General features: G+C 62.2%; 17 protein-coding genes. 7 read left to right on the forward strand and 10 right to left on the reverse strand.

Translation table 11 applies throughout. From position 1 onward, the window contains the following. Window positions 1-28: 28 nt before the first annotated feature. The 4 genes from MRBLMA1_RS07740 to MRBLMA1_RS07755 form a co-directional block, all read right to left on the reverse strand. Window positions 29-955, reverse strand: a complete 927-nt coding sequence (locus MRBLMA1_RS07740; protein ID WP_363735941.1) for an alpha/beta hydrolase-fold protein — start codon at window positions 953-955, stop codon at window positions 29-31. Window positions 956-1075: 120 nt separating this feature from the next. Next, entirely contained in the window at window positions 1076-2143 is a 1068-nt protein-coding gene (locus MRBLMA1_RS07745; RefSeq protein WP_363735942.1) for an alpha/beta hydrolase, read from the reverse strand. A 63-nt stretch (window positions 2144-2206) separates the two neighbouring features. Next, window positions 2207-3103 carry an ROK family protein gene (locus MRBLMA1_RS07750; RefSeq protein ID WP_363735944.1) on the reverse strand — a complete coding sequence of 299 codons (897 nt, stop codon included), beginning with the start codon at window positions 3101-3103 and terminating at the stop codon, window positions 2207-2209. A gap of 5 nt (window positions 3104-3108) precedes the next feature. Next, entirely contained in the window at window positions 3109-4245 is a 1137-nt protein-coding gene (locus MRBLMA1_RS07755; RefSeq protein WP_414714760.1) for a glycoside hydrolase family 68 protein, read from the reverse strand. Window positions 4246-4434: 189 nt separating this feature from the next. On the opposite strand from MRBLMA1_RS07755, the gene MRBLMA1_RS07760 reads away from it, so the two are divergent. Then, window positions 4435-5514 (forward strand): LacI family DNA-binding transcriptional regulator, encoded by a 1080-nt coding sequence (locus MRBLMA1_RS07760; protein WP_363735946.1) that lies wholly within the window; start codon window positions 4435-4437, stop codon window positions 5512-5514. 162 nt (window positions 5515-5676) lie between these two features. Here MRBLMA1_RS07760 and MRBLMA1_RS07765 read toward each other — a convergent pair whose 3' ends face one another. The 4 genes from MRBLMA1_RS07765 to MRBLMA1_RS07780 all read right to left on the reverse strand — a co-directional run bounded on the left by MRBLMA1_RS07765 (window position 5677) and on the right by MRBLMA1_RS07780 (window position 10868). Continuing rightward, window positions 5677-6792 (reverse strand): zinc-dependent alcohol dehydrogenase, encoded by a 1116-nt coding sequence (locus MRBLMA1_RS07765; protein WP_363735947.1) that lies wholly within the window; start codon window positions 6790-6792, stop codon window positions 5677-5679. A gap of 31 nt (window positions 6793-6823) precedes the next feature. Beyond that, window positions 6824-7993, reverse strand: a complete 1170-nt coding sequence (locus MRBLMA1_RS07770; RefSeq protein WP_363735948.1) for a WD40/YVTN/BNR-like repeat-containing protein — start codon at window positions 7991-7993, stop codon at window positions 6824-6826. 242 nt (window positions 7994-8235) lie between these two features. Continuing rightward, complete coding sequence (locus MRBLMA1_RS07775) at window positions 8236-9465, reverse strand: acyl-CoA dehydrogenase family protein (protein WP_363735949.1); 1230 nt, start codon at window positions 9463-9465, stop codon at window positions 8236-8238. A gap of 254 nt (window positions 9466-9719) precedes the next feature. Next, entirely contained in the window at window positions 9720-10868 is a 1149-nt protein-coding gene (locus tag MRBLMA1_RS07780; RefSeq protein WP_363735950.1) for an aromatic ring-hydroxylating dioxygenase subunit alpha, read from the reverse strand. Between the two features lie 673 nt (window positions 10869-11541). Here MRBLMA1_RS07780 and msuE point away from each other — a divergent pair. The 6 genes from msuE (at window position 11542) to MRBLMA1_RS07810 (ending at window position 17493) form a co-directional block, all read left to right on the forward strand. After that, on the forward strand, window positions 11542-12129 hold the full coding sequence (gene msuE / locus MRBLMA1_RS07785; protein ID WP_363735951.1) for an FMN reductase: 588 nt from the start codon (window positions 11542-11544) through the stop codon (window positions 12127-12129). Between the two features lie 39 nt (window positions 12130-12168). Then, on the forward strand, window positions 12169-13266 hold the full coding sequence (gene sfnG, locus MRBLMA1_RS07790) for a dimethylsulfone monooxygenase SfnG (protein ID WP_363735952.1): 1098 nt from the start codon (window positions 12169-12171) through the stop codon (window positions 13264-13266). Between the two features lie 147 nt (window positions 13267-13413). After that, window positions 13414-13623: a hypothetical protein gene (locus tag MRBLMA1_RS07795; protein WP_363735953.1), complete on the forward strand. Its 210-nt coding sequence runs from the start codon at window positions 13414-13416 to the stop codon at window positions 13621-13623. Window positions 13624-13664: 41 nt separating this feature from the next. Further along, the gene (locus MRBLMA1_RS07800) at window positions 13665-14906 is read left to right on the forward strand and encodes an SfnB family sulfur acquisition oxidoreductase (protein ID WP_363735954.1); all 1242 of its coding nucleotides are present in this window, start codon (window positions 13665-13667) and stop codon (window positions 14904-14906) included. Window positions 14907-14909: 3 nt separating this feature from the next. Further along, window positions 14910-16082: an FMNH2-dependent alkanesulfonate monooxygenase gene (gene ssuD / locus MRBLMA1_RS07805; RefSeq protein WP_414714761.1), complete on the forward strand. Its 1173-nt coding sequence runs from the start codon at window positions 14910-14912 to the stop codon at window positions 16080-16082. A 10-nt stretch (window positions 16083-16092) separates the two neighbouring features. Continuing rightward, complete coding sequence (locus MRBLMA1_RS07810) at window positions 16093-17493, forward strand: FAD/NAD(P)-binding protein (protein ID WP_363735955.1); 1401 nt, start codon at window positions 16093-16095, stop codon at window positions 17491-17493. A 21-nt stretch (window positions 17494-17514) separates the two neighbouring features. Here the strand turns inward: MRBLMA1_RS07810 and kdpC are convergent, their stop codons facing one another. Together kdpC and kdpB are read right to left on the reverse strand one after the other, a co-directional pair. Then, the gene (gene kdpC / locus MRBLMA1_RS07815; RefSeq protein ID WP_363735956.1) at window positions 17515-18099 is read right to left on the reverse strand and encodes a potassium-transporting ATPase subunit KdpC; all 585 of its coding nucleotides are present in this window, start codon (window positions 18097-18099) and stop codon (window positions 17515-17517) included. 52 nt (window positions 18100-18151) lie between these two features. Next, the gene (gene kdpB, locus MRBLMA1_RS07820; RefSeq protein ID WP_363735957.1) at window positions 18152-20182 is read right to left on the reverse strand and encodes a potassium-transporting ATPase subunit KdpB; all 2031 of its coding nucleotides are present in this window, start codon (window positions 20180-20182) and stop codon (window positions 18152-18154) included. Window positions 20183-20193 lie beyond the last annotated feature (11 nt).

Consider the following 20193-nt stretch of genomic DNA (forward strand, 5'->3'; position numbering starts at 1 on the left):
GCGTCGGCGATCGTGCTTCAGTCCGGCATCAGCCTTTGCTGTGTCGCAGCAGAAAGTCGAGGATTTGCGGCATGGCAATGCTGTAGGCGCTGCCATGAGTGCCGCCGGGAACCATCAGATACTCGGTTTCAACGCCATTATTGGCCGCCGTCTTACTGAGCGCCTTGGCCCAGCGGGGGTTGGAATGGTGGTCGAACTCGCCATGGACATACATGATGGCCAGATGCGCGTCCTTGAGGCGGCGGAACGGATAGGCCCAGCTGCCGACAAGGCATCCCGCGCTCGCGACGGCGGCCCATAATTCAGGGTAGCGGGCGGCCAGATATTGCGTCCCGCACCCACCCATCGAATTGCCCGTCAGGTAGATGCGCTTCGCATCGACATGATATTGCCCCTGAACCTGTTTCACGACGTTGAGGACGTCATGCTCGCTCATCTCCGCTGATTTGGGATCGTTGAGCAAACCCGCCGGCATCTCGATATAGTCTTCTGGTGCGGCGGACGGCGATCTGGCCTGTGCTGCCGGTTGCGGGACCGATTTGGGCGCGCTGGCGACCTGATTGCCCGTCATGGCGATGACCTGTTGCTTGGATGCTGCCGTGGTTACGATGGGAAAGAAATTCCCGTATCCGCCGCCGCTTGGATAGCCCAGCGGCGCCACGACGATCACCCCGCGCGCTTCCGCGAGCGCCCGGATGTCCGTATTTTCGAACATTTCATTTTCGTCCGATCCGCCGCCGTGCAGCATCACCACCAGTGGATAGGCCCGTTTCGGATCATAGCTGGTCGGCACATAGAGGCGGTAAGGGCTGCGCCGGCCAGCTTCCAGATAGTCATAATCGCGGTGCAGGTCGCCCGTCGCGGCCGCAGGTGTGCCTGACACGGGACTTGCGACGGCCAATCCGGCGAGCGCCAACGGCAGCATCAAGCCGGTCGAATGCAGGAGCTTATTCATCGCATCATTCCCATTCATACTGATATGCTGGAAGCGTGGCGGCCGTTCCGATCGCCGATGGAGCGCGAGCCAGCGCGGATCGACCGGGTATGCCAGTCAATCCGCGTCGACCCTTATCCCCTATTTCCCGAACGCCCTGCGCAGGGCATCCAATTTCGACTTGGTGAAGCGGGCAGCCGGTTCCGTATCGGCGCCGATGACATCGAAGCCGTGGAAAGCGCCGGGAACGACATAGAGTTCGGTGGGAACACCAACGTCGATCAGGCGGCGGGCATATTCCATGTCTTCGCTCACGAACAGATCGATGCTGCCCACGCCGATCCATGCGGGCGGCAGATTGGAAAGGTCGCTGACGCGCGCCGGCACGCCGGCGGCAGGGACGGTTGACGTACCCGGTTGCTGGCCCAGAAAGGCCTGCCAGCCATATCGGTTCGCCTCCGGTCCCCAGCCGATAGCGCCGATGAAGGGCGGCACGGCCCGTGAACTGGCGGTACGATCGTCAAGCATGGGATAGACCAGCACCTGCAACGCGATCGGCACCTCGCGCCGATCACGCGCCGTGATCGCCAGCCGCGCGGCATGCCCGCCGCCAGCGCTTTCACCCATCAGGGCGATATGCGTCGTATCAAGGCCGATCTGGGCAGCGCGGTTGTACATCCACTTCAGCCCGGCATAATTATCCTCGATCGACCCGGTGTAGGTCGTTTCCGGGGCAAGCCGATAGTCGACACTGATGATGATGCAGTCCATTTCCTGCGCCAGCTTCTGGAGGCGGGGCACTTCCCACTTGGCCGAACCTGCGATGTAGCCGCCGCCATGCGTGTGCAGGATGCCAGGACGGCGGTCGCCCGGACGGGCATTGATGACATAGACCGTGACATCGGGCGCCCCGCCGCCGACGGGCACCTGCTGTTCCTGGACCGGAACGTCGGGAAGGCGCGCACCCGCGAATTTTTCGCTCATGCCGCGCATGTCCTTCAAGACCTTGGCATCGATTGAGGTGATCGGCGCAAACTTGAGTGTCTCGCGCGCCGCCGCTTGCAGCGCCGGATCCACATATTTCAGCGCATCGGCGCCAGCGCCCGCCGCGGGCGTGGAAGCAGCCATGGCCGCGGTCATCGACCGGACCGGCATGACGGCCGCCGCCAATGCGCCGACGCCCAGCATCGCAAATTCCCGCCTGTTCATTCTCTCTCTCCTCAACTTGTGATATCGCGCCGCCGGTCTGGTCCGGCTGGTTCGTATCGACCCTTATCCGCCCGCCTCTTCAAGCGCCTGCTCGGCCAGTATGAGCGCGCCGACGGGGCCTGCATCATTTCCCAACCGGGGCGTGGTTATCAGGTGAGACAGAAGTTCGTCCGTATAATCGGGCAAATATCCGTTCAATATGGCAGGCACCCTGGATTTCGCCATGTCCAGAAGGTGGGGCTGGCGCAACGTCACGCCGCCACCCACGATGATCCTTTCAGGCGACACCGTCAGGATCAGCGATACGAACAATTGCGCAAGATCATGCGCGACAAAATCCCAGCGAGGGTCGGTCGGCAGAACGTTCGGCAAGGACATGTCGAACCTGGCTGCGAGGGCGGGGCCGGACAGCAGTCCTTCGGCGCAATCCTGGTGGAAGATGCATGCGCCCGCGAAATCGTCGCCCGGCGCGCGCCGCAGGGCCAGGTGCCCGATCTCGGGATGTAGCAGCCCCTGCGCCGGCTTGCCGTCCAGCAATACGCCGCCGCCCAGGCCGGTGCCGATCGTGAGATAGACCAGGCTTGCGCATCCGCGGCCATTGCCATGCCGGTGCTCTGCCAAAGCGGCTCCGTTCACGTCCGTGTCCAGCTTGACCGGGCATCCAAATGCAGAGGCGAAGGGCGCCTTGACCTGAGTCCAGCTCCAGCCAGGCTTGGGTGTTGCGAGTATGGTGCCGGAATCGGGGGCGGTGGGAGAAACGCGGACCGGGCCGAAGCTGGCAATGCCGATCGCATCGATCCCATGGATATCGCGCCAACCGTTGATCGTCGCGATGGCGCGAGAGATCGTCTCCTGCGGGGTGGTGGTGGGAAATTCGACGCGTTCGTCGATATGGCCATCGCGGCCCAACGCCAGGATGGTCTTCGTGCCGCCCAATTCAATCGCTACCAGCTTGCCCATGATGCCTATGTCTCCAGCCGGGCCTGGTCACCTGTCAGGCGCAGGTGCAGGAACGGCGCGAACGTGCCGCCGAAATGCGATCGGCCCGCCGGCTTCCGTTCGGCGTCGGGATCGTCGACACCCCAATAATCGACGAAGCTGGTTACGGAAAGATCCGGCAGAACCCACCAGCTATAGGTCTGGAAGGGCTCATTTTCAGGGGTGGCAAAGACCAGCCCGTCGCCGTTCAGGAGGCGCCAGGGCCCCTTCAACTGCTCCGCCACAGCGCCATAAAGTCCCGTAGGCGCGGTGATGCCGGGCGCGAACACCTTCGCCTGGGTAGACCAGAACAAATAGAGCTGACTTCCATGTTCGACGATATGCGGGCGTTCCAGTTCGTTATTGACGCCGCAGGCATCGACCAGCGGGGCCAAGGCCGTAAAGGCGCCATCCTCCCCCCGCAGGGCGCAGCCGATCACACCGTTGAACCGATCCCGGCTTTGCGCGGCCGAGGCAGTGAACAGCAGATATTGTGACCCATCGCTATCGGTCCAGGGAAACGGATCGCGAAAAGCCTTGATCTCGCCAATTTGTCCGGTTCCTTCGTGCTGGCTGACATAGAATATGTCATCGGGTTTCACCAGTTCACGTGGTTCGGACCAGCCGGTGAATATGGTTTCGGGATCGTCGGAAAGGCGTGTCGTAGATGCGAACAGGCGCTGCTGGAAACTGATCGCGTCTTCATCACGATAGCCGGCGGCGGTGAAATAGAGAGTGACTTCATCACCATCCAATATCGCCGACCCCGACCATTCGCGGCTGCCTGGCGAAAACCCGTCGGGAAAGGTAGCCGCTATATGTTCGAAGCGGTCGGTCCGAAGAAAGTGGTGGATGCGGGCATGGGCGTGCCGAGCCTCCGGATCGTCAAAAGCGGGCGCTGCCAGCGCGAACCACAATTCTCCTCCTCGCCAGGCGACCGGGGCGCCGGAACGGTCGGCAAGGGGCCATGCGTCCCACACGTCCAGGTCATTCAGGACGCGATGGATCTCTGAAGCGTCCAGGACTGGCGCGCGACTCGGTTGCGCAGCCCGCCGGCAGAAGGCTGACGCTCGCCACTCGAGAGGCGAGAAGGAGACAGAATGTGGATTGTCGGATTCGATCATTGCGAGAGATTTACAAACGATTGCAAGAAAGGCAAGAAGTTGTGATCGGAAGAACAAGGCAATCTGTTCCGCGAGATAAGCGAGTCAGGCATGTCGGCGCATGCCGCCCCATTCGGAGACGCCCTACTGGCGGCTCAGGCGTCAGCGGGCGGGGATAACTTCCTTCCTAATCAACCTGCAAGATGATAAGTGACCATCGTGATGAAGAAGCGCAAAACCGCAAAAGAAGGCGTAACAGCTCCGCCACCCACCATTACCCAACCCGAGATCGTGAGGACCCTTGCAGATCTAGCGCGCATCGCCGGTGTTTCGACGGGTACCGTTTCAAGGGCGCTTGCCGATAAAAGCATTGTGAATTCGGAGACGCGGGAACGTATCCAGTCATTGGCCAAGAAACATGATTTTCGGCCCAATCAGATGGCGAGTAAATTGCGCTCTCGTCGTACCGGATTTGTGGGTGTGGTCATTCCCCTGGGCCACGAAAGACGCCAACATATTTCGGACCCATTCTTCTTGACCCTTCTTGGCCACCTGGCGGACGAGCTGGCCGAGTGCGGATATGATTTGATGCTTAGCCGTGTCATTCCGGACGGAACAAAGGACTGGCTCGAAAAGGTCACACGCTCGGGAATGGTCGATGGCGTGTTGGTTATTGGCCAGTCGGACCAGTTCGACATTATCGAGGAGGTGGCGGCGCAATATGAGCCATTGGTCATATGGGGACACCAGCGGGCACACCAGCGCCATTGTGTAGTCGGCACCGACAATCTCGCCGGCGGACGGCTGGCCGTCGAACATCTCGTCGCCACGGGCGCGCGCAAATTGCTCTTTATGGGCGATGCGGCGGGGATCGAAATCCAGATGCGGCTCGAAGGCGCCAAAGCGGCGGCGGCAGCGGCGGGCATCGCTTTGAAGCATGTGAAAATCACGCTCGCAGGGGAGGATATGGGGCCACAGATCGAGAAATCCTTGTCATCAAGATTCTCCTATGATGGCATCGTGGCTGCCTCTGACCTGATCGCGCTCTCAGCCTTGAGCGCCCTGCACCGCATTGGAAAGCGGATACCTCAGGATGTTCAGGTTGTAGGGTTTGACGACCTTCCCCTGTCTTCCTACTCGGCCCCACCTCTGACCACTATCCGGCAGGAAATTTCCCGAGGCGCCAAATTGATGGTCGAGAAGCTCAAGGAAAGAATGGGAGGGAAAAATACCCCGAGTGTGGTCATGCCTCCCATCCTGGTAGTTCGTGAGAGCACCAGGTCTTTATAGAAAAGACACGAAAACCGTTCTGTCCCGAAGATCCTGAGCAGGAAGGTGAAGCAATCCTTACCAAGGCCTGCTTCGGCCGGTGATATGCCGAAGGCATGATCTAGTCAGGACTGGTTATTCTACCCTTCATTTCCGCCGATAATTTCCTTTTCCATTCAAATTTTATTTTTGCCGATCATTGGCCGGACTTACCGTTACGTGGATTGCGCCTTCGATTCCCCGTCCCGCTGTTGCCAGGATGGCGTCATGCACTGTGTCCAATCCGAAATCGTGACTGCACATCCTGTCAATCGGCCACATGCCGCTCGCGATGATGTTCAACGCCGTTTGCACTGCGCCATAGCTGTGGCCGCGGGGCGCCCGGACAGTGAGGTAGCGCTTCTTGATCTCATTGATCGGCACTGTCGCGCCAAGTCCGTTGAGGCTCAACCACGCGCCCTTGGCGGAAAGGGCGACCGCCTGTTCGGCTATGGTGCCATCGGGATCCCCGGTGGTATCGACGACCACGTCAACACCCTTGCCGTCCGTAGCCGCCGCCACAATCCGCGAAAGATCCTCTTGTTGCGCATCGACAGCGATGTCCGCGCCCAGATGCAAGGCGAGGTCGAGACGCACACGGTCGCGACTGAGCCCTACGATGATGACTTTGAGCGCGCCCGCCGCCTTGGCCGCGAGCGCGCAGCTAAGCCCCTGCTGCCCCGGACCGAACACCAGCACGGTTTTGCCCAGGCCCGCGCCCCCATCCAACACCGCCCATTGTACGCCATTGCCCAGCGGCACTGCCATCGTCGCATGACGCGCGTCCATCGTGGCCGGGATCCTGTGGATCACCGCATTGGGGGCGAGATACATATATTCTGCAAAGCCGCCCCACAAATGGGGAGGGATGTCCGCGTTGCATGTGCCATAGCGCAGGGTGTTGAAGCGATCCTTCACATTGAAGAAATCTGCTTCCATGCACAGGCGGAAATCGCCCTGCCGGCACCAGTGGCAATGCCAGCAGGGCAGATATTCGTGCAATGCGATGCGGTCGCCCGGTTTGATGCCCCAGCGCCTTTGCGCGGCCTGGCCCAGATCCACGACCGTCCCGACATTTTCATGGCCCATGATGCACGGCGCGGCATTTTCCCGGCGATAGGTTTCAGGGTCGCTGCCACCCACGCCGGAGGATTCGACGCGTAGCAGGCCATCGCCGTCGCCAAGCCGTGGCAAGGCGAATTCGCGCAGCTCGGTCTTCTCCACGCCGGTCTTGACCGCCGCGCGGCTTGTTTCCGTCATCACTCCAATTCCTCTCGCAAGCCGGTCCGCGTCAGGCAAAGGCGTTCATCGCCTTGAGCTTCTCTTCATAGGCGACGCGCTCTTCGGGCGGCAGGAAATGCCGGAAATGCGGCCCTTTCGACATTGGGGGCAGGCCGCGACCGATCTGGGTCCAACTTTGGGCGTTGTCGAAGCTTGCGAAAAATTCCCCACAGGCAGATCCTGTGTAAAGTTCGACACCGCCTTCTTCGGACACATGCATCGCAGCCACTTCCAGATTGCCGGCGACTGGATCGGGCATGCCATTCATCGCCACCTGCCAACTCTGGCCGCGATCCGTACTGGTCATGAACTTGGGATAGGCCGTGCCTGCCGCGCCCCAATTGGGATTGGGGTTCATGCCGGCCCCCACCATGAACAGCAGGTCATGATGCGGGTGGATGAAGAAGGGGTCGGGATAGGCGCATTCGTGCGACGTGTCGGTCAATCGCTCCCAATTTTCGCCGTCGTCGCTGCTGTGGTAGAGCCCGATGCCGGTGGTCAGATAAAGTTCTTCGGCATTGTCGCCAACGAATATGACGCGATGCTGATCGCGGCGGAACTTGTCGTCAGGCCGTTCCATCGAATTGATCGACCGCCAATTTTCTCCGCTGTCGTCACTGCGCAGCAGATCGCCTTGTTCCACGCATATATAGATGGCTTCAGGACGGGAGGGGTGTGACGCAATATGTTTGATATGGGGTGCCGAGCGCGGGAAGAACCAGTGTTCAGTCCCTTCAACCTCGGTGCATTTGGGATAAGCCTGCCAGCTCTTGCCCAGGTCGAAGCTGCGATAAAACATCACTGGTTCGGTTCCCAGGTTCAGGATCGTGGCAGAGCCGACATGCTGCACCAGCAGCGAATAGACATGACCCGAATCCAACCCGGTATTGCGTGGCTCCCATGTGGCGCCTTCGTCCTGGCTGACCAACAGTCCGCCTTCGAAATGCAGCCCCGCGAAAAGAAGGCCGGTGGGTTCGTCATAGACGAGCGCGCTGACATGGCGGCCAGGCAAAAGCCTTTCATCCTCCAGCTTCCACGGCGCGCCCGGCCCGCTGCGCCTGAAGTCGAGCACGCCGTCCGCCGTGGCGACAAGCATCCGTCGCGCCGCGCGCTGGCTGGAGGAGTCGGTCTTGCCATTGGCCGACACGCAGATGATCGTGTCCTGGACATGCTGCGCCATGAGTGTTCCTATCGGATAATTGATATAATTAATCGTATAACGATCTTATGCACATTTCGCCGTCGCTTTCAACGCAGTTCCTTGATCCGCTGATTTCCCGGTCGGGAAGCGTTTCCATCCACTGCGAAAGCGCGCGAGGTAGCGGGGTGCGTACCCCAGACGGATTGGGATGCGCGACGCTACATCGGCGATGCGGATGCCACACATCGCGGGCATCCTTTTCGACCTGGCTCGCCGACCCCCTATTTGCGGGAGGGCAGGGCGAAGCTGCCTGGCTTCAGGCCCGCCATCGCCCGGCCATATGCCGGCATGGCCCGGTCCCAGGTGAAGGCGAAATGCTGCGACGAGGCATTAATGTCGCGGAACATCTGCTGCATTCGTTCCCCGTCATAGATGGCGGTGCCGCCCGACGCTTCGAAGATGCGGTTGGCGGAATGACGGGCGCGCTGCACGGCCCATGCCCAATCGCGGGATATGCGGGCGCTGATCAGCGGCGTGATTTCCCGCGGATCCCGGGCGCGGTCGATGGTTTCCGCGTCTGCGATCACCAGCGCCAATGCGGCGTCCACCTCTGCCGAGACTTCCGCGATGCGCCCAAGCGTTGCGGACTGTTCGGCGACCTCCAGCGGATCCGCCTCGGCCAACTTGCTGCCCAGATCGTCGGCGAAGCGCTTGATCATCCCCTGTGCCATGCCCAGAGGCGCGCCAACGATGGAGAAAGGGGCGACACTTGAGAAGGGCAGGCGATAGACGGCTGATTCATGGAGCCGGGCACCCGGCGTGGAGCCAGCCAGCATGTCCGCCAACGAACAACTGCGGTGGGCCGGAATGAAGGCATCGTCGATCCTGATCGACCGGCTGCCCGTCGCCCGCATGCCCATTGTGTGCCAGTCGTCCAGAACCTCCAGATCCGACCTGGGTATGACGAAGAAGCGCGGCTCCATGCTGCCGTCGGATTTCTTGACCGCATTGCCGATGATGACCCAGCTCGCATAATCAATGCCCGAACAGAATCGGCCAAGGCCTCCCCGCAGTCGATAGCCGTCCCCTTCCTCCACAACCTCGCCATTAAGGCGAAAAACGGTGGCGAGCAGCGTGGTGGGATCTTGCATCACCTCTTGCTGCGCATCGGCGGGGAACAGGTTGATCAGCCAGCTATGGCCGGCCAGAACGCCATAGATCCAGGCCGCCGAGCCCGACACGGCCCCGATTTCCGCCGTGACCCTGACCAGATCCGCAAAGCCCAGTTCGGAACCACCCAGATCGCGCGGCATGACGATGCCGAACAGCCCGGTGGCTCGGATCCGGTCGACCACTGCGTCGGGCAGGCGCCGGTCGGCTTCGAACTGGCTGTCCTGCTGTGCCAGCAGGGGAAGCAGGGCGCGCGCCTCTGCCAGCGCATGTTCGCTGGATTGCAGGATGGGCCGGCCATTCGTCGCATGGCGGCCGACAATATCCGTCGGAGCGGTCATGGCCATTTCTATCCCTCTCTATGCTTTAGCGGCAATATTGTTAGTCCATTTTGATAGGCGATATTGGAGTGGCGATCAAGGGGGTTCCTTGTTGAGCAGCCCCGCATTGTCTTTTCGGCATTGGTGGCATGCATCAGAGCGAAGAATATTTTTACGTACGCCGCAGCTGGCGAGCATATATGCCAAGGCTATATGAAGATATTCGTCCGAAGTTGGCAATTTGCCGCTTCGTCAGGACCATTCGTCCCGGTGCGTCAGGATGCGGTGAGTTCTACCCCCTCGTTCGATTGGCGGCTTTCCGCATCATGCCTTTCTGTCGCGATCAGGTCTGCCAGCATGCGGCGGGCGGAGACGGGAGCCGCGTCGGTGGGAAGAAGGATCGGGCCCAGTTCGTTAATATCGCTCACAGCGCCCATATTGGCCTGCACCATCTCGATCATCGGTTCATCTTGCCGGGCGAATGCCATGTCGAAGAAATCGAGAAGGGCCTTGTCAACTTCGGGTTCACCCTGCCGCCGATTGCGCCCGTTGATGAAGAAATAATGCGATGTAAACTCGGTTTCCGGTGTGATGATGTGCAGTTGGGGAATGTGGATGCCCTGTTCGCGCTCCTGCCCCATTTCCCAGCTGCCCAGCGCAAAATCCAACATCGCGGGGGGGTACCATGTCATGGTGAGGTCGGATTCGACCGGTATGGCCGGGTCCATGCCGAACAGCCGGACATGGGCGGAGGACGGCCCAAGGCCGGTGCGGATGCGGTGGTTCACGATCGACCTTGCGCGCCGTTCCAGGCGCTGGCTGGTAGCGGCCAGTATCTCCTCGGGCGTGTTGGCGCCGCCGCTGAACTGAGGGTGGATGAAAGCGGCATGGCTTAGGTCCAGCAGATTATCCACGACCAGTTCATAATGGCCGCGGACATGGAGCCGGCCCTTGACCAGCGCATATTCCTCCGGCTTGTCGAGAAAATCGATCGACGGAAGGCTGGATTCATCCGCCTGTTGCGGGTCGCCTGGCCAGAACCAGATAATGCCGTAGCGTTCCATCACGGGCCAGGACGGGATGTCCGCCGCCCGCAATGGCCCCTTTGTCTTGGAATGCGGATTGTAGACGCATTCGCCAGCGCGGTTGAAGCGCAGTCCGTGGTAAGGGCATTCCAGTGTGTCGCCATCCTGCCGGCCTGCGGAAAGGGGTGCGAAGCGATGGGGACAGCGGTCCAGGATCATGCCCACCTTGCCATCTTCGCCGCGGAACAGGGCGACCTTTCGCTCGACCAGGGTCCGGGACAGCGGCTTATCGATCACCTCATCCGAAAAAGCCGCCGCATACCACGCATTTTTGAGGATCGAGAGCAATATTGACTCCGTGACTTGCGCCATGAGCGCCGACAGATTTGCTGGCGGCATGTCCTTCATGGGCCTAAACAACGCTGCAGAAAATATATTAAAATGTATAACATTCAAGTTCCGATTTGACAGCGGAGTCGCGACGTTCGGTCGGGTGAACGTCCGCCTGTTCATGTCCGCCGAGCAGCTGTCGAAAGACTCCTATGCACTGGAGCGGGCTGGGAGGCCTGGCTTGCTCTGGAAGGTGCGCGGTTGTTGAACGATCGTGCCGCAGCTCTGCTGGACGCTGCGTGGGAGCAGAACGACGCCCTATCCGGACAGCAGTGGTCGGAAACGGTGATCGGCATCGTCACTGCGAAGGTCGTGTCGGTACGCGGCAGGATGGAGATCACAAACGCATGTTCGATATAATGGGCGCGCGATCGACCACGGGACATTTCGGTTTCGACCGCTTCTGACGCAATTTGCGCACCCACGCCCTGATGACCCGGTCGACTACAAGCTGCGGGAACTCGGGGACTGGGCGCTCAACGATCAGGAGCCGCTGCCTACCTTCTACTCCTGATTGCCTCCTGCTGCTTATGCAGCAGCGGATCAGCACATCGCTGCGCAATAAGAAGCATGTCGGCAGAACGGTTTGGAAGAAAACCGATGTAATCAACTGAAATATAAAGATATAATAAAATTGGCACGATTTCTGCTTAGTGAAGCTCGTCCACAAGGAAGCAGTTCGATGACCAAAATGCTCAACGTTACGGCCATTGCCGGATCACTGCAGCAGCCCTCCCGCACCGAGGCGTTGCTCGATGCGATAATCGGCGAATTGCAAGCCGCGCTTCCCGCTCGCGTTCGCACGGTGAAGCTTTCCGAAATCGGGCCGCAGGTCGGCGGCGCAATGCAGCGCGCGGATCTGCCCGCCGATGCCTTCGCTGCCGTTCAGGCGATCGAGGAGGCGGACCTGCTGATTGTCGCCAGTCCCGTCTACCGGGCATCCTATACCGGGCTCCTCAAGCATCTGTTCGACTTTGTCGGGCGGGAGGCGCTGGTCGGGCGTCCGGTGCTGCTCGCCGCGACGGGTGGCACGGAGCGGCACATGCTGATGATCGATCATCAATTGCGCCCGCTATTTGCCTTTTTCGACGCAGTGCCGCTCCCGCTCGGCATCTACGCGGCCGAAGGCGACTTCATCGATTTTCGCCCGGCCAATCCTGCCCTCGTCGAGCGCATCTCAAGGGCGGTCGATGCCGCTCTCCCCTGGCTCAACCGGCTGGAGGCAACGCAGGCCGCCATTCTGCGCCAGCCCTTTCTGGCCCAGCTCTGACTCCCCCCAATTCTTCCCCATCACGACAGGAGATTGCCCATGTCCTCCCCCTCAGTCGAACCAGTTCGCTTTGCCTATTGGGTGCCCAATGTCAGCGGCGGCCTGGTCGTCAGCAAGATCCAGCAGCGGACGAGCTGGGACATCGATTACAACCGCAAGCTTGCCCAGATCGCGGAAGCGGCAGGCTTCGACTATGCGCTCTCGCAAATCCGCTTCACCGCAGGCTATGGCGCAGAATATCAGCATGAGCCGGTTGCCTTCAGCCAGGCGCTGCTGGCGGCGACGACCAGGCTGAAGGTCATCGCCGCGATCCTGCCGGGGCCGTGGACTCCGGCCGTCGTTGCCAAGCAGCTTGCCACCATCGATCAGATCAGCGGGGGCCGAGTGGCCATCAACCTCGTCAGCGGCTGGTTCAAGGGCGAGTTCACCGCCATTGGCGAATATTGGCTGGAACATGACGAGCGCTATCGCCGCTCTGAGGAATTCATTCGCGCGCTCAAAGGCATCTGGACTACGGACAACTTCAGCTTCCGTGGCGATTTCTACCGTTTCACTGACTATACGCTGCAACCAAAGCCGCTGCAGCGGCCGCATCCCGAGGTGTTTCAGGGCGGCAGTTCGCGCGCGGCGCGCGACATGGCGGCGCGCGTGTCCGACTGGTACTTCACCAATGGCAACAGCATCGAAGGGATCAAGGCACAGGTCGACGACGTGCGTGCCAAGGCGGCGGCCGAAGGGCGCAGCGTCAAAATCGGTGTCAACGCCTTCATCATCGCGCGCGATTCTGAGGAAGAGGCCCGGCAGGTCCTCGACGACATCATCGCGCAAGCGGATCCGGAGGCGGTCCAGGCGTTCGGATCGGCGGCAAGCCAGGCAGGCAAGGCTTCGCCGGAGGGTGAGGGCAATTGGGCCAAGTCGACCTTCAACGACCTCGTCCAGTATAATGACGGGTTCAAGACGAACCTGATCGGCACGCCCCGCCAGATCGCCGAGCGCATCATCGCGCTGAAGGCTGTCGGCGTCGACCTCATCCTCTCGGCCTTTCTGCATTTCCAGGAGGAGGTCGAATATTTCGGCCGCAATGTCCTGCCGATCGTGCGGGAGCTGGAAGCCGAAGCGGCGCTCGAAGTGGCTTGATCCCGATGCGTAGCGCACCACCCGTCCTTCTCGCGCATGATGGAGCGGAGCCCGCCTGCGGCGGCGGCCGTCGACCATGTCTCGTGGGCAGGCGGGTGAACCTGCCGGCGCGAAAACGCCGATCACCCCTCAGAAGGAGGCAAGGCATTGGCCAATAACGATTCCTTCAAGACCTATTCCGATCCGCGCTTGCTCACCAAGTCGGTGCGCGCGTCTGCGATGATGTTCGAAGATCCACTGTCGAGCGCGCCACCGAGCCGTCACGCGACCCCGCCGAACAGCAGTTTCTCCGCAGATGACACGGCGCTTTCATTCGACAGCCGTGCCGCGCTGCTGCCGTTTCGCAGCATCAACTGAACAGACAATCCGTCCATTCCCGCTTCAAAAGGAGTATCGTCATGAATGCGATCAACAAGCCCCATGTTCGGGAAGGCGTACCGCCGCTCGCCCGGCCCGCCGACCCCGCCCACATCATCCGCAGCGATGCCGAAGCGATCGAGACGGCGGAAAGGCTGGCTGCGCGTTTTGTCGAGGGCGCTGCGGAACGCGACCGCGAGCGCATCTGGCCAGTCGCTGAACTCGACGCCTTTTCGCAAAGCGGACTCTGGTCGCTCAACGTGCCGCGTGACCATGGCGGGCCGGAGCTTTCCTATCGGACGATCGTGAAGGTCATCGAAATCATTTCGGCCGCCGATCCTTCATTGGGCCAGATTCCGCAGAACCATATCGGCGTCGTCGCGGCGATCCGCACCACCGCCGAGCCGGAGCAAAAGAAGATCCTGTTCGAAAAGGTGCTGTCGGGCACGCGGTTCGGCAATGCCTTTTCTGAATTCGGATCGAAACGCGCCGCCGAATTCGAAACCAGCTTCGCGGAGGACGGCGACGATGTGATCGTTTCGGGCCGCAAATTCTATTCGACCGGCGCCTTGCTCGCGCATCTGGTTCCGATCGTCGCCGTCGATGGCGAAGGCCGCGCCTGGTATGCCATTGCCGAGCGGGGCGCGCCGGGTCTGACGGTGATCGACGACTGGTCCGCCTTTGGTCAGCGCACGACGCTGAGCGGTACGGTGATCCTGGACAATGTTCGCGTACCCAAGAGCCATGTGATCCCAGGGTGGAAGGGCTATGCCGAGCCAACGGCCGACGGCCCGATCTTCCAGATCATTCAGGTCGCGGTCGATACCGGCATCGCCGCCGCCGCGATCGAGGACACCATCCGGTTCGTGCGAACCAAGTCACGGCCATGGCTGGACAGTGGCCTCGACCATGCATGGCAGGATCCCTATGTCATCCAGGCGGTCGGTGGGCTGAAGCTGCGCCTCAACGCGACACGCGCGCTGCTTGATCGCGCGGCGATCGCGGTCGATGAAGCTGTCGCCAACCCGAATGCGGAAACCGTCGCGGCCGCGCAGATCACCACGGCCGAAGCCAAGGTGCTGAGCACTGAGCTTGCCATCGATGCAACCAACAAGCTGTTCGAGTTGGCCGGCACGCGCTCGACGCTCGCCGAACATGGGCTTGACCGGCACTGGCGGAACGCGCGCACCCATACGCTGCACGATCCGGTCCGCTGGAAATATGCGATCCTGGGCAACTACTATCTCAACGGCGAAAAGCCGCCGCTTCACGCGTGGAGCTGAGCCATGGCCGCCCCTGTCCCTGACAAGATCAATGTTCTCTGGTTCCTGCCGACGCATGGCGACAGCCGCTATCTGGGCACGCAGGAGGGTGGCCGGGCGGTCGACCTGCCTTATCTGAGGCAGGTGGCCCAGGCCGCGGATTCACTGGGCTATTATGGCGTACTGTTGCCGACGGGCCGCAGTTGCGAGGATAGCTGGGTGGTCGCCTCCGCACTTGCGCCAGTGACGGAGCGGCTGCGCTTTCTGGTCGCGGTGCGCCCGGGCCTGCAGTCCCCCACGCTCGCCGCGCGGATGACAGCGACGCTGGATCGCATTTCCAACGGTCGCTTGCTCATCAACGTGGTCACCGGCGGCGACCCGGTGGAAAATGGCGGCGACGGCATCTTTCAAAGCCATGCTGAACGCTATGAGGTGACCGAGGAATTTCTCGGCATCTATCGGGCGCTGCTGCGCGGCGAGGTCGTGGAGCATGAGGGCAAGCACTTCCGCATTTCTGACGGGCGTCTTTTGTTTCCGCCGGTTCAGACGCCCTATCCGCCGCTCTATTTCGGCGGATCGTCCGATGCCGGGTCGCGCATCGCCGCGCGCATGGTCGACAAATATCTGACCTGGGGCGAACCCCCGGCGGATGTCGCCGGGAAAATCGCCAATATTCGTACGCTGGCCAGGGCGGAGGGGCGTGAGGTCAGCTTCGGCATTCGCCTGCATGTGATTGTCCGGGAGACGCGAGAGGAGGCCTGGGCTGAAGCCGACCGTCTGATCAGCCGCCTCGACGACGACACCATCGCCAGCGCGCAGAGCGTGTTCGCGCGGATGGACTCGGTGGGCCAGCAGCGCATGAGCAACCTGCACGGCGGCCGCCGCGACCGGCTGGAGATCAGCCCCGACCTGTGGGCGGGCGTTGGCCTCGTCCGGGGCGGCGCGGGCACCGCTCTGGTTGGCGATCCGGAAACGGTGGCGGCGCGCATCGACGAATATCGACGCCTGGGCATCGACAGCTTCATCCTGTCGGGTTATCCGCATCTGGAGGAAGCCTATCGTTTCGGCGAGCTGGTGCTGCCGCGCCTGCCGCTTGCCCATGCGACCGGGCCGAGAGCGGCCATCAGCAATATGGGACCGTTTGGCGAAACCATCGCCGGCGACCACCGCCCGTTGCTGCGAACCGGTCAGTCCTGAGGAAGATGGCGTGACAAACGATCTTCCTCCAGCGGTAGCGATCATCGGCGGCGGTTTTTCGGGCGCGGCGACTGCATATCATCTGGCGAGGATTGGGGGCGATGCCGTGCGCATCCTGATCTTCGAACAGCGTGATGCGATCGGTGCGGGCCTGGCTTATTCAACCCTCGATCCATCGCATCGTGTCAATGTTCCGGCGCGTCGCATGACGCTGGACCCCGATGAACCGGACCAGTTCAGCCAATGGCTCGACCAGAATGACGCGCTGGGCGACGATCCGGATGCGGTGCTGCCGGACGGGCGCCGCTTTCCGGCAAGGCATTTGTTCGGGCGCTATGTCCGCGAGATGCTGGAACCGGTGCTGGCGAGCGGGTGCGTCCGCCATATCCGGTCCGCAATCGCCCGCGTCCGTCCTTCCACCCGTCTTGGCTGGGCCTTGGAGACGAGCGGAGGAGAGCTATATCAGGCAGATGTGGTCGTCATCGCCACCAGCCACCCCCCGCCCATGCCTCCGGAGATATTGACCGGCGGATTGGCGGGACAGCCCAAGTTCGTTGCCGATCCATGGGCGCCGGGCGCGCTGGATGGCATTGATGCCAGCGACAGGGTACTGATCGTCGGGACCGGGCTGACCATGGCTGACGTCGTCGCTTCGCTGGAGCGCAAGGGACATGCGGGCCACATCACCGCCATTTCCCGCCGCGGCCAGCGGTCGCGAGCCCATGCCCGGAAGCCGGTCGAACCCTATGGCGATTTCCTGACGCCGCCTTCGCGTACGGCACTCGACCTGGTTCGCCGCGTGCGTCGGGCGGTGCGGCCGGACCGCCCCTGGCAGGGTCTGTTTGATTGTCTTAGAACGCAGGGCCAGGGCATCTGGCGCGCATTGCCGCTTGCCGAGCGGCGTCGTCTCATTCGCCATATCCGTCCCTTCTGGGATACGCACAGATTTCGCATAGCGCCGCAGGTCGACGCGCTGCTCGATCGACGATTGGCGAGCGGGTCGCTCGACATATATGCCGCATCCCTGCGATCGGCCGATGCCGACGCTGATGGCTTGCATGTGTCGTTCAAAAGGCGGTCCGGACGGACGGAAAGACAGACTTTCGACGCTGTGGTGGCAACGACGGGGCCGGGTCATTCGGACGTTCTGACGTCCCAGCCCTTTCTTGCCGACTTGTTGAACGCGGGCCGGGTCGTGGTCGATCCGACCGGGCTTGGGCTGCCGGTGGACGAGAAAAGCCGATTGCTCGGCAAAGGCGGCGCGAATGACTCGTTGTTCGTGGCCGGTCCACTGGCTCGGGGGCAATTTGGCGAACTGATGGGTCTTCCCGAAGTGACACATCATGCGGTGCTTGTCGCCAATGGCATCATCGAGGCCCTCTCATGTGTCATGGCCTCAGCCGCCGAATGACAAGGGACAGGGCCGTCGGCTTCATCCTGTCGGATTGGCGCTGATGTCGTCCAGCCGTCGATTGATTTCGAGGACATTGACCCGCGCTTCGCCCAGAAAGCCGAGAAGCGGCTGCCGGATGCTCCTTTGCACCAGCGCGCGGACCTGGTCAGCGTTCAGTCGACGTGCCCGGGCCACCCGTTCCACCTGGAAAAAGGCCGCATCGGGGCTGATATCAGGGTCCAGCCCCGACGCGGAGGTGGTCACCAGGTCGGATGGAACGGGACGACCGGGCGAGTGAAGGGCTTTGACGTCCGTTGCGACCCGCTCCGCCAACGCTTTCGCCGTGGGACCGAGGTTGGAGCCGGAGGAGGCGAGGCCATCATAGCCCTTGCCCGCTGCGGACGGGCGTGGATGGAAATAGCGGTCTTCGGAGAAGTTCTGGCCGATCAAGACGGAGCCGACCGGCCTGCCGTTATGCCGGATCACGCTGCCATTGGCCTGAAAGGGAAAGAGCGCCTGGCCAATGCCGGTCAGCGCCAGCGGATAGATGAGCCCCAACAGCAGCGCGAAAAGCAGGGTCATGACCAGCGCAGGGCGCAGGGCGGTCTTCAGGTCGGTAAACATCGGAAAGTCCTTTCCTCCGTTCGCGCGAAACGAACGGCTGTTGCGCTGCGGGTCAGGCCAGGCCCAGCCCATTCACGGCAAGGTCGATCAGCTTGATCCCTACAAAGGGCGCCACCAGCCCGCCAAGCCCGTAAATGGCGAGGTTTCGTGCCAGCAGCGGTCCCGCTCCGATCGGGCGATAGGTCACGCCTTTCAGCGCCAGGGGTACCAGGCACGGGATGATCAACGCGTTGAAGATGATGGCCGAAAGGATCGCGCTCTCCGGGCTGGCGAGGTCCATGATGTTGAGCACCCCAAGGCCGGGATAGAGCGCCACGAACATCGCCGGGATGATCGCGAAATATTTGGCGACGTCATTGGCTACCGAGAAGGTGGTCAGTGCCCCTCGCGTCATCAGCAGTTGCTTGCCAAGGCCCACCACCTCGATCAGCTTGGTCGGATCGCTGTCGAGGTCGACCATATTGCCCGCTTCCCGCGCCGCCTGGGTGCCGGTATTCATCGCCACGCCGACATCCGCCTGCGCCAGCGCCGGCGCGTCGTTGGTGCCGTCGCCGCACATGGCGACCAGCCGTCCCCCCTGCTGTTCCTTGCGGATCAACGCCAGCTTGTCCTCAGGCGTGGCCTGGGCGAGGAAATCGTCCACGCCCGCTTCCGCCGCGATGGAGGCTGCGGTCAATGGATTGTCGCCGGTGATCATCACCGTGCGGATCCCCATTTGCCGCAGTTCCCCGAAACGTTCCCGGATGCCCGCCTTGACGATATCCTTGAGGAAGATCGCGCCGAGCAGCCGCCCGTCCTTCGCCACCGCCAGGGGCGTGCCGCCCGCGCGCGCGATTTCGTCGGTGATGCGGCGAAGCTCCTGTGCCGCGGGCTCCTCCTCAAGACCGGGATTGGCCCGCAGGATGCTGTCCACGGCACCCTTCTGGATGGTCGATCCCTGGAGCGTCACCCCGGAAAGGCGGGTCTGGGCGGTGAAGGGAATGACCACCGCTCCTTCGGGCAGCGTATCCGCGCTTTGCCCGAACTTCTCCCGCGCCAGCAGGACGATGGAGCGGCCCTCCGGCGTTTCGTCGGCCAGGCTGGCGAGCAGCGCGGCTTCGGCCAATGCGGCCTGGGTTGTTCCCCCGACGGCGCGGAACTCGGTCGCCTGACGATCGCCCACGGTAATGGTGCCGGTCTTATCGAGCAGCAGCGTGTCTATGTCGCCGGCCGCCTCCACGGCGCGGCCCGACTTGGCCAGCACGTTGAACCGCACGAGCCGGTCCATGCCCGCAATGCCGATGGCCGACAGCAGGGCGGCTATGGTCGTCGGAATGAGCGTGATCAGCAAGGCGGCGAGGATCGCCACCGGAATGCTACCGCCCGCATAGCTGGCAAAGCCCGGTATCGTGCCGACGGCGATCAGGAATATGATGGTCAGGCCCACCAGCAGCAAAGTGAGGGCGATCTCATTGGGGGTCTTCTGCCGTTCGGCGCCCTCCACCAGGGCGATCATGCGATCGAGAAAGCCCTGTCCGGGATTGACCGTGACGCGAACCCGGATCTGGTCGGAAATGACGCGCGTTCCTGCCGTCACCGCGCTGCGGTCGCCGCCCGCTTCCCTGATGACCGGCGCGGATTCGCCGGTAATGGCCGCTTCATTGACCGAAGCGACACCGGCAATGACCTCGCCGTCGGAGGGGATAAGGTCGCCGGTTTCGACCAGCACGACGTCGCCCATCCTGAGCAGGCTGGCCGGGACTGTCTCGACCGCGTCGCCCCTCAGCCGCTTTGCGGTCAGTTCCGCCTTGGCTGCGCGCAACGAGGCGGCCTGCGCCTTGCCGCGTCCTTCCGCCAGCGATTCGGCAAAGGTCCCGAACAGCACCGTCAGCCACAGCCAGACCACCAGTTGCAGCTTGAAGCCGATGCCGAGATGGTCCTGCCCCACGGCGAGCAGCAGCGTCAGCAGCACGGCGACCGTGGCGGTCGTGAACATCACTGGGTTGCGGATCAGTTCCCGTGGTTTCAGCTTGCGGAAGGCGTCGCCGATCGCGGGAAGGATGAGGTCGACGGTGAAGAGCGATTTGGCTTCGGACCGGGGCATGGGCTGGTGAT

The sequence above is a fragment of the Sphingobium sp. LMA1-1-1.1 genome (genome assembly GCF_040676365.1).
Lineage (GTDB): Bacteria > Pseudomonadota > Alphaproteobacteria > Sphingomonadales > Sphingomonadaceae > Sphingobium.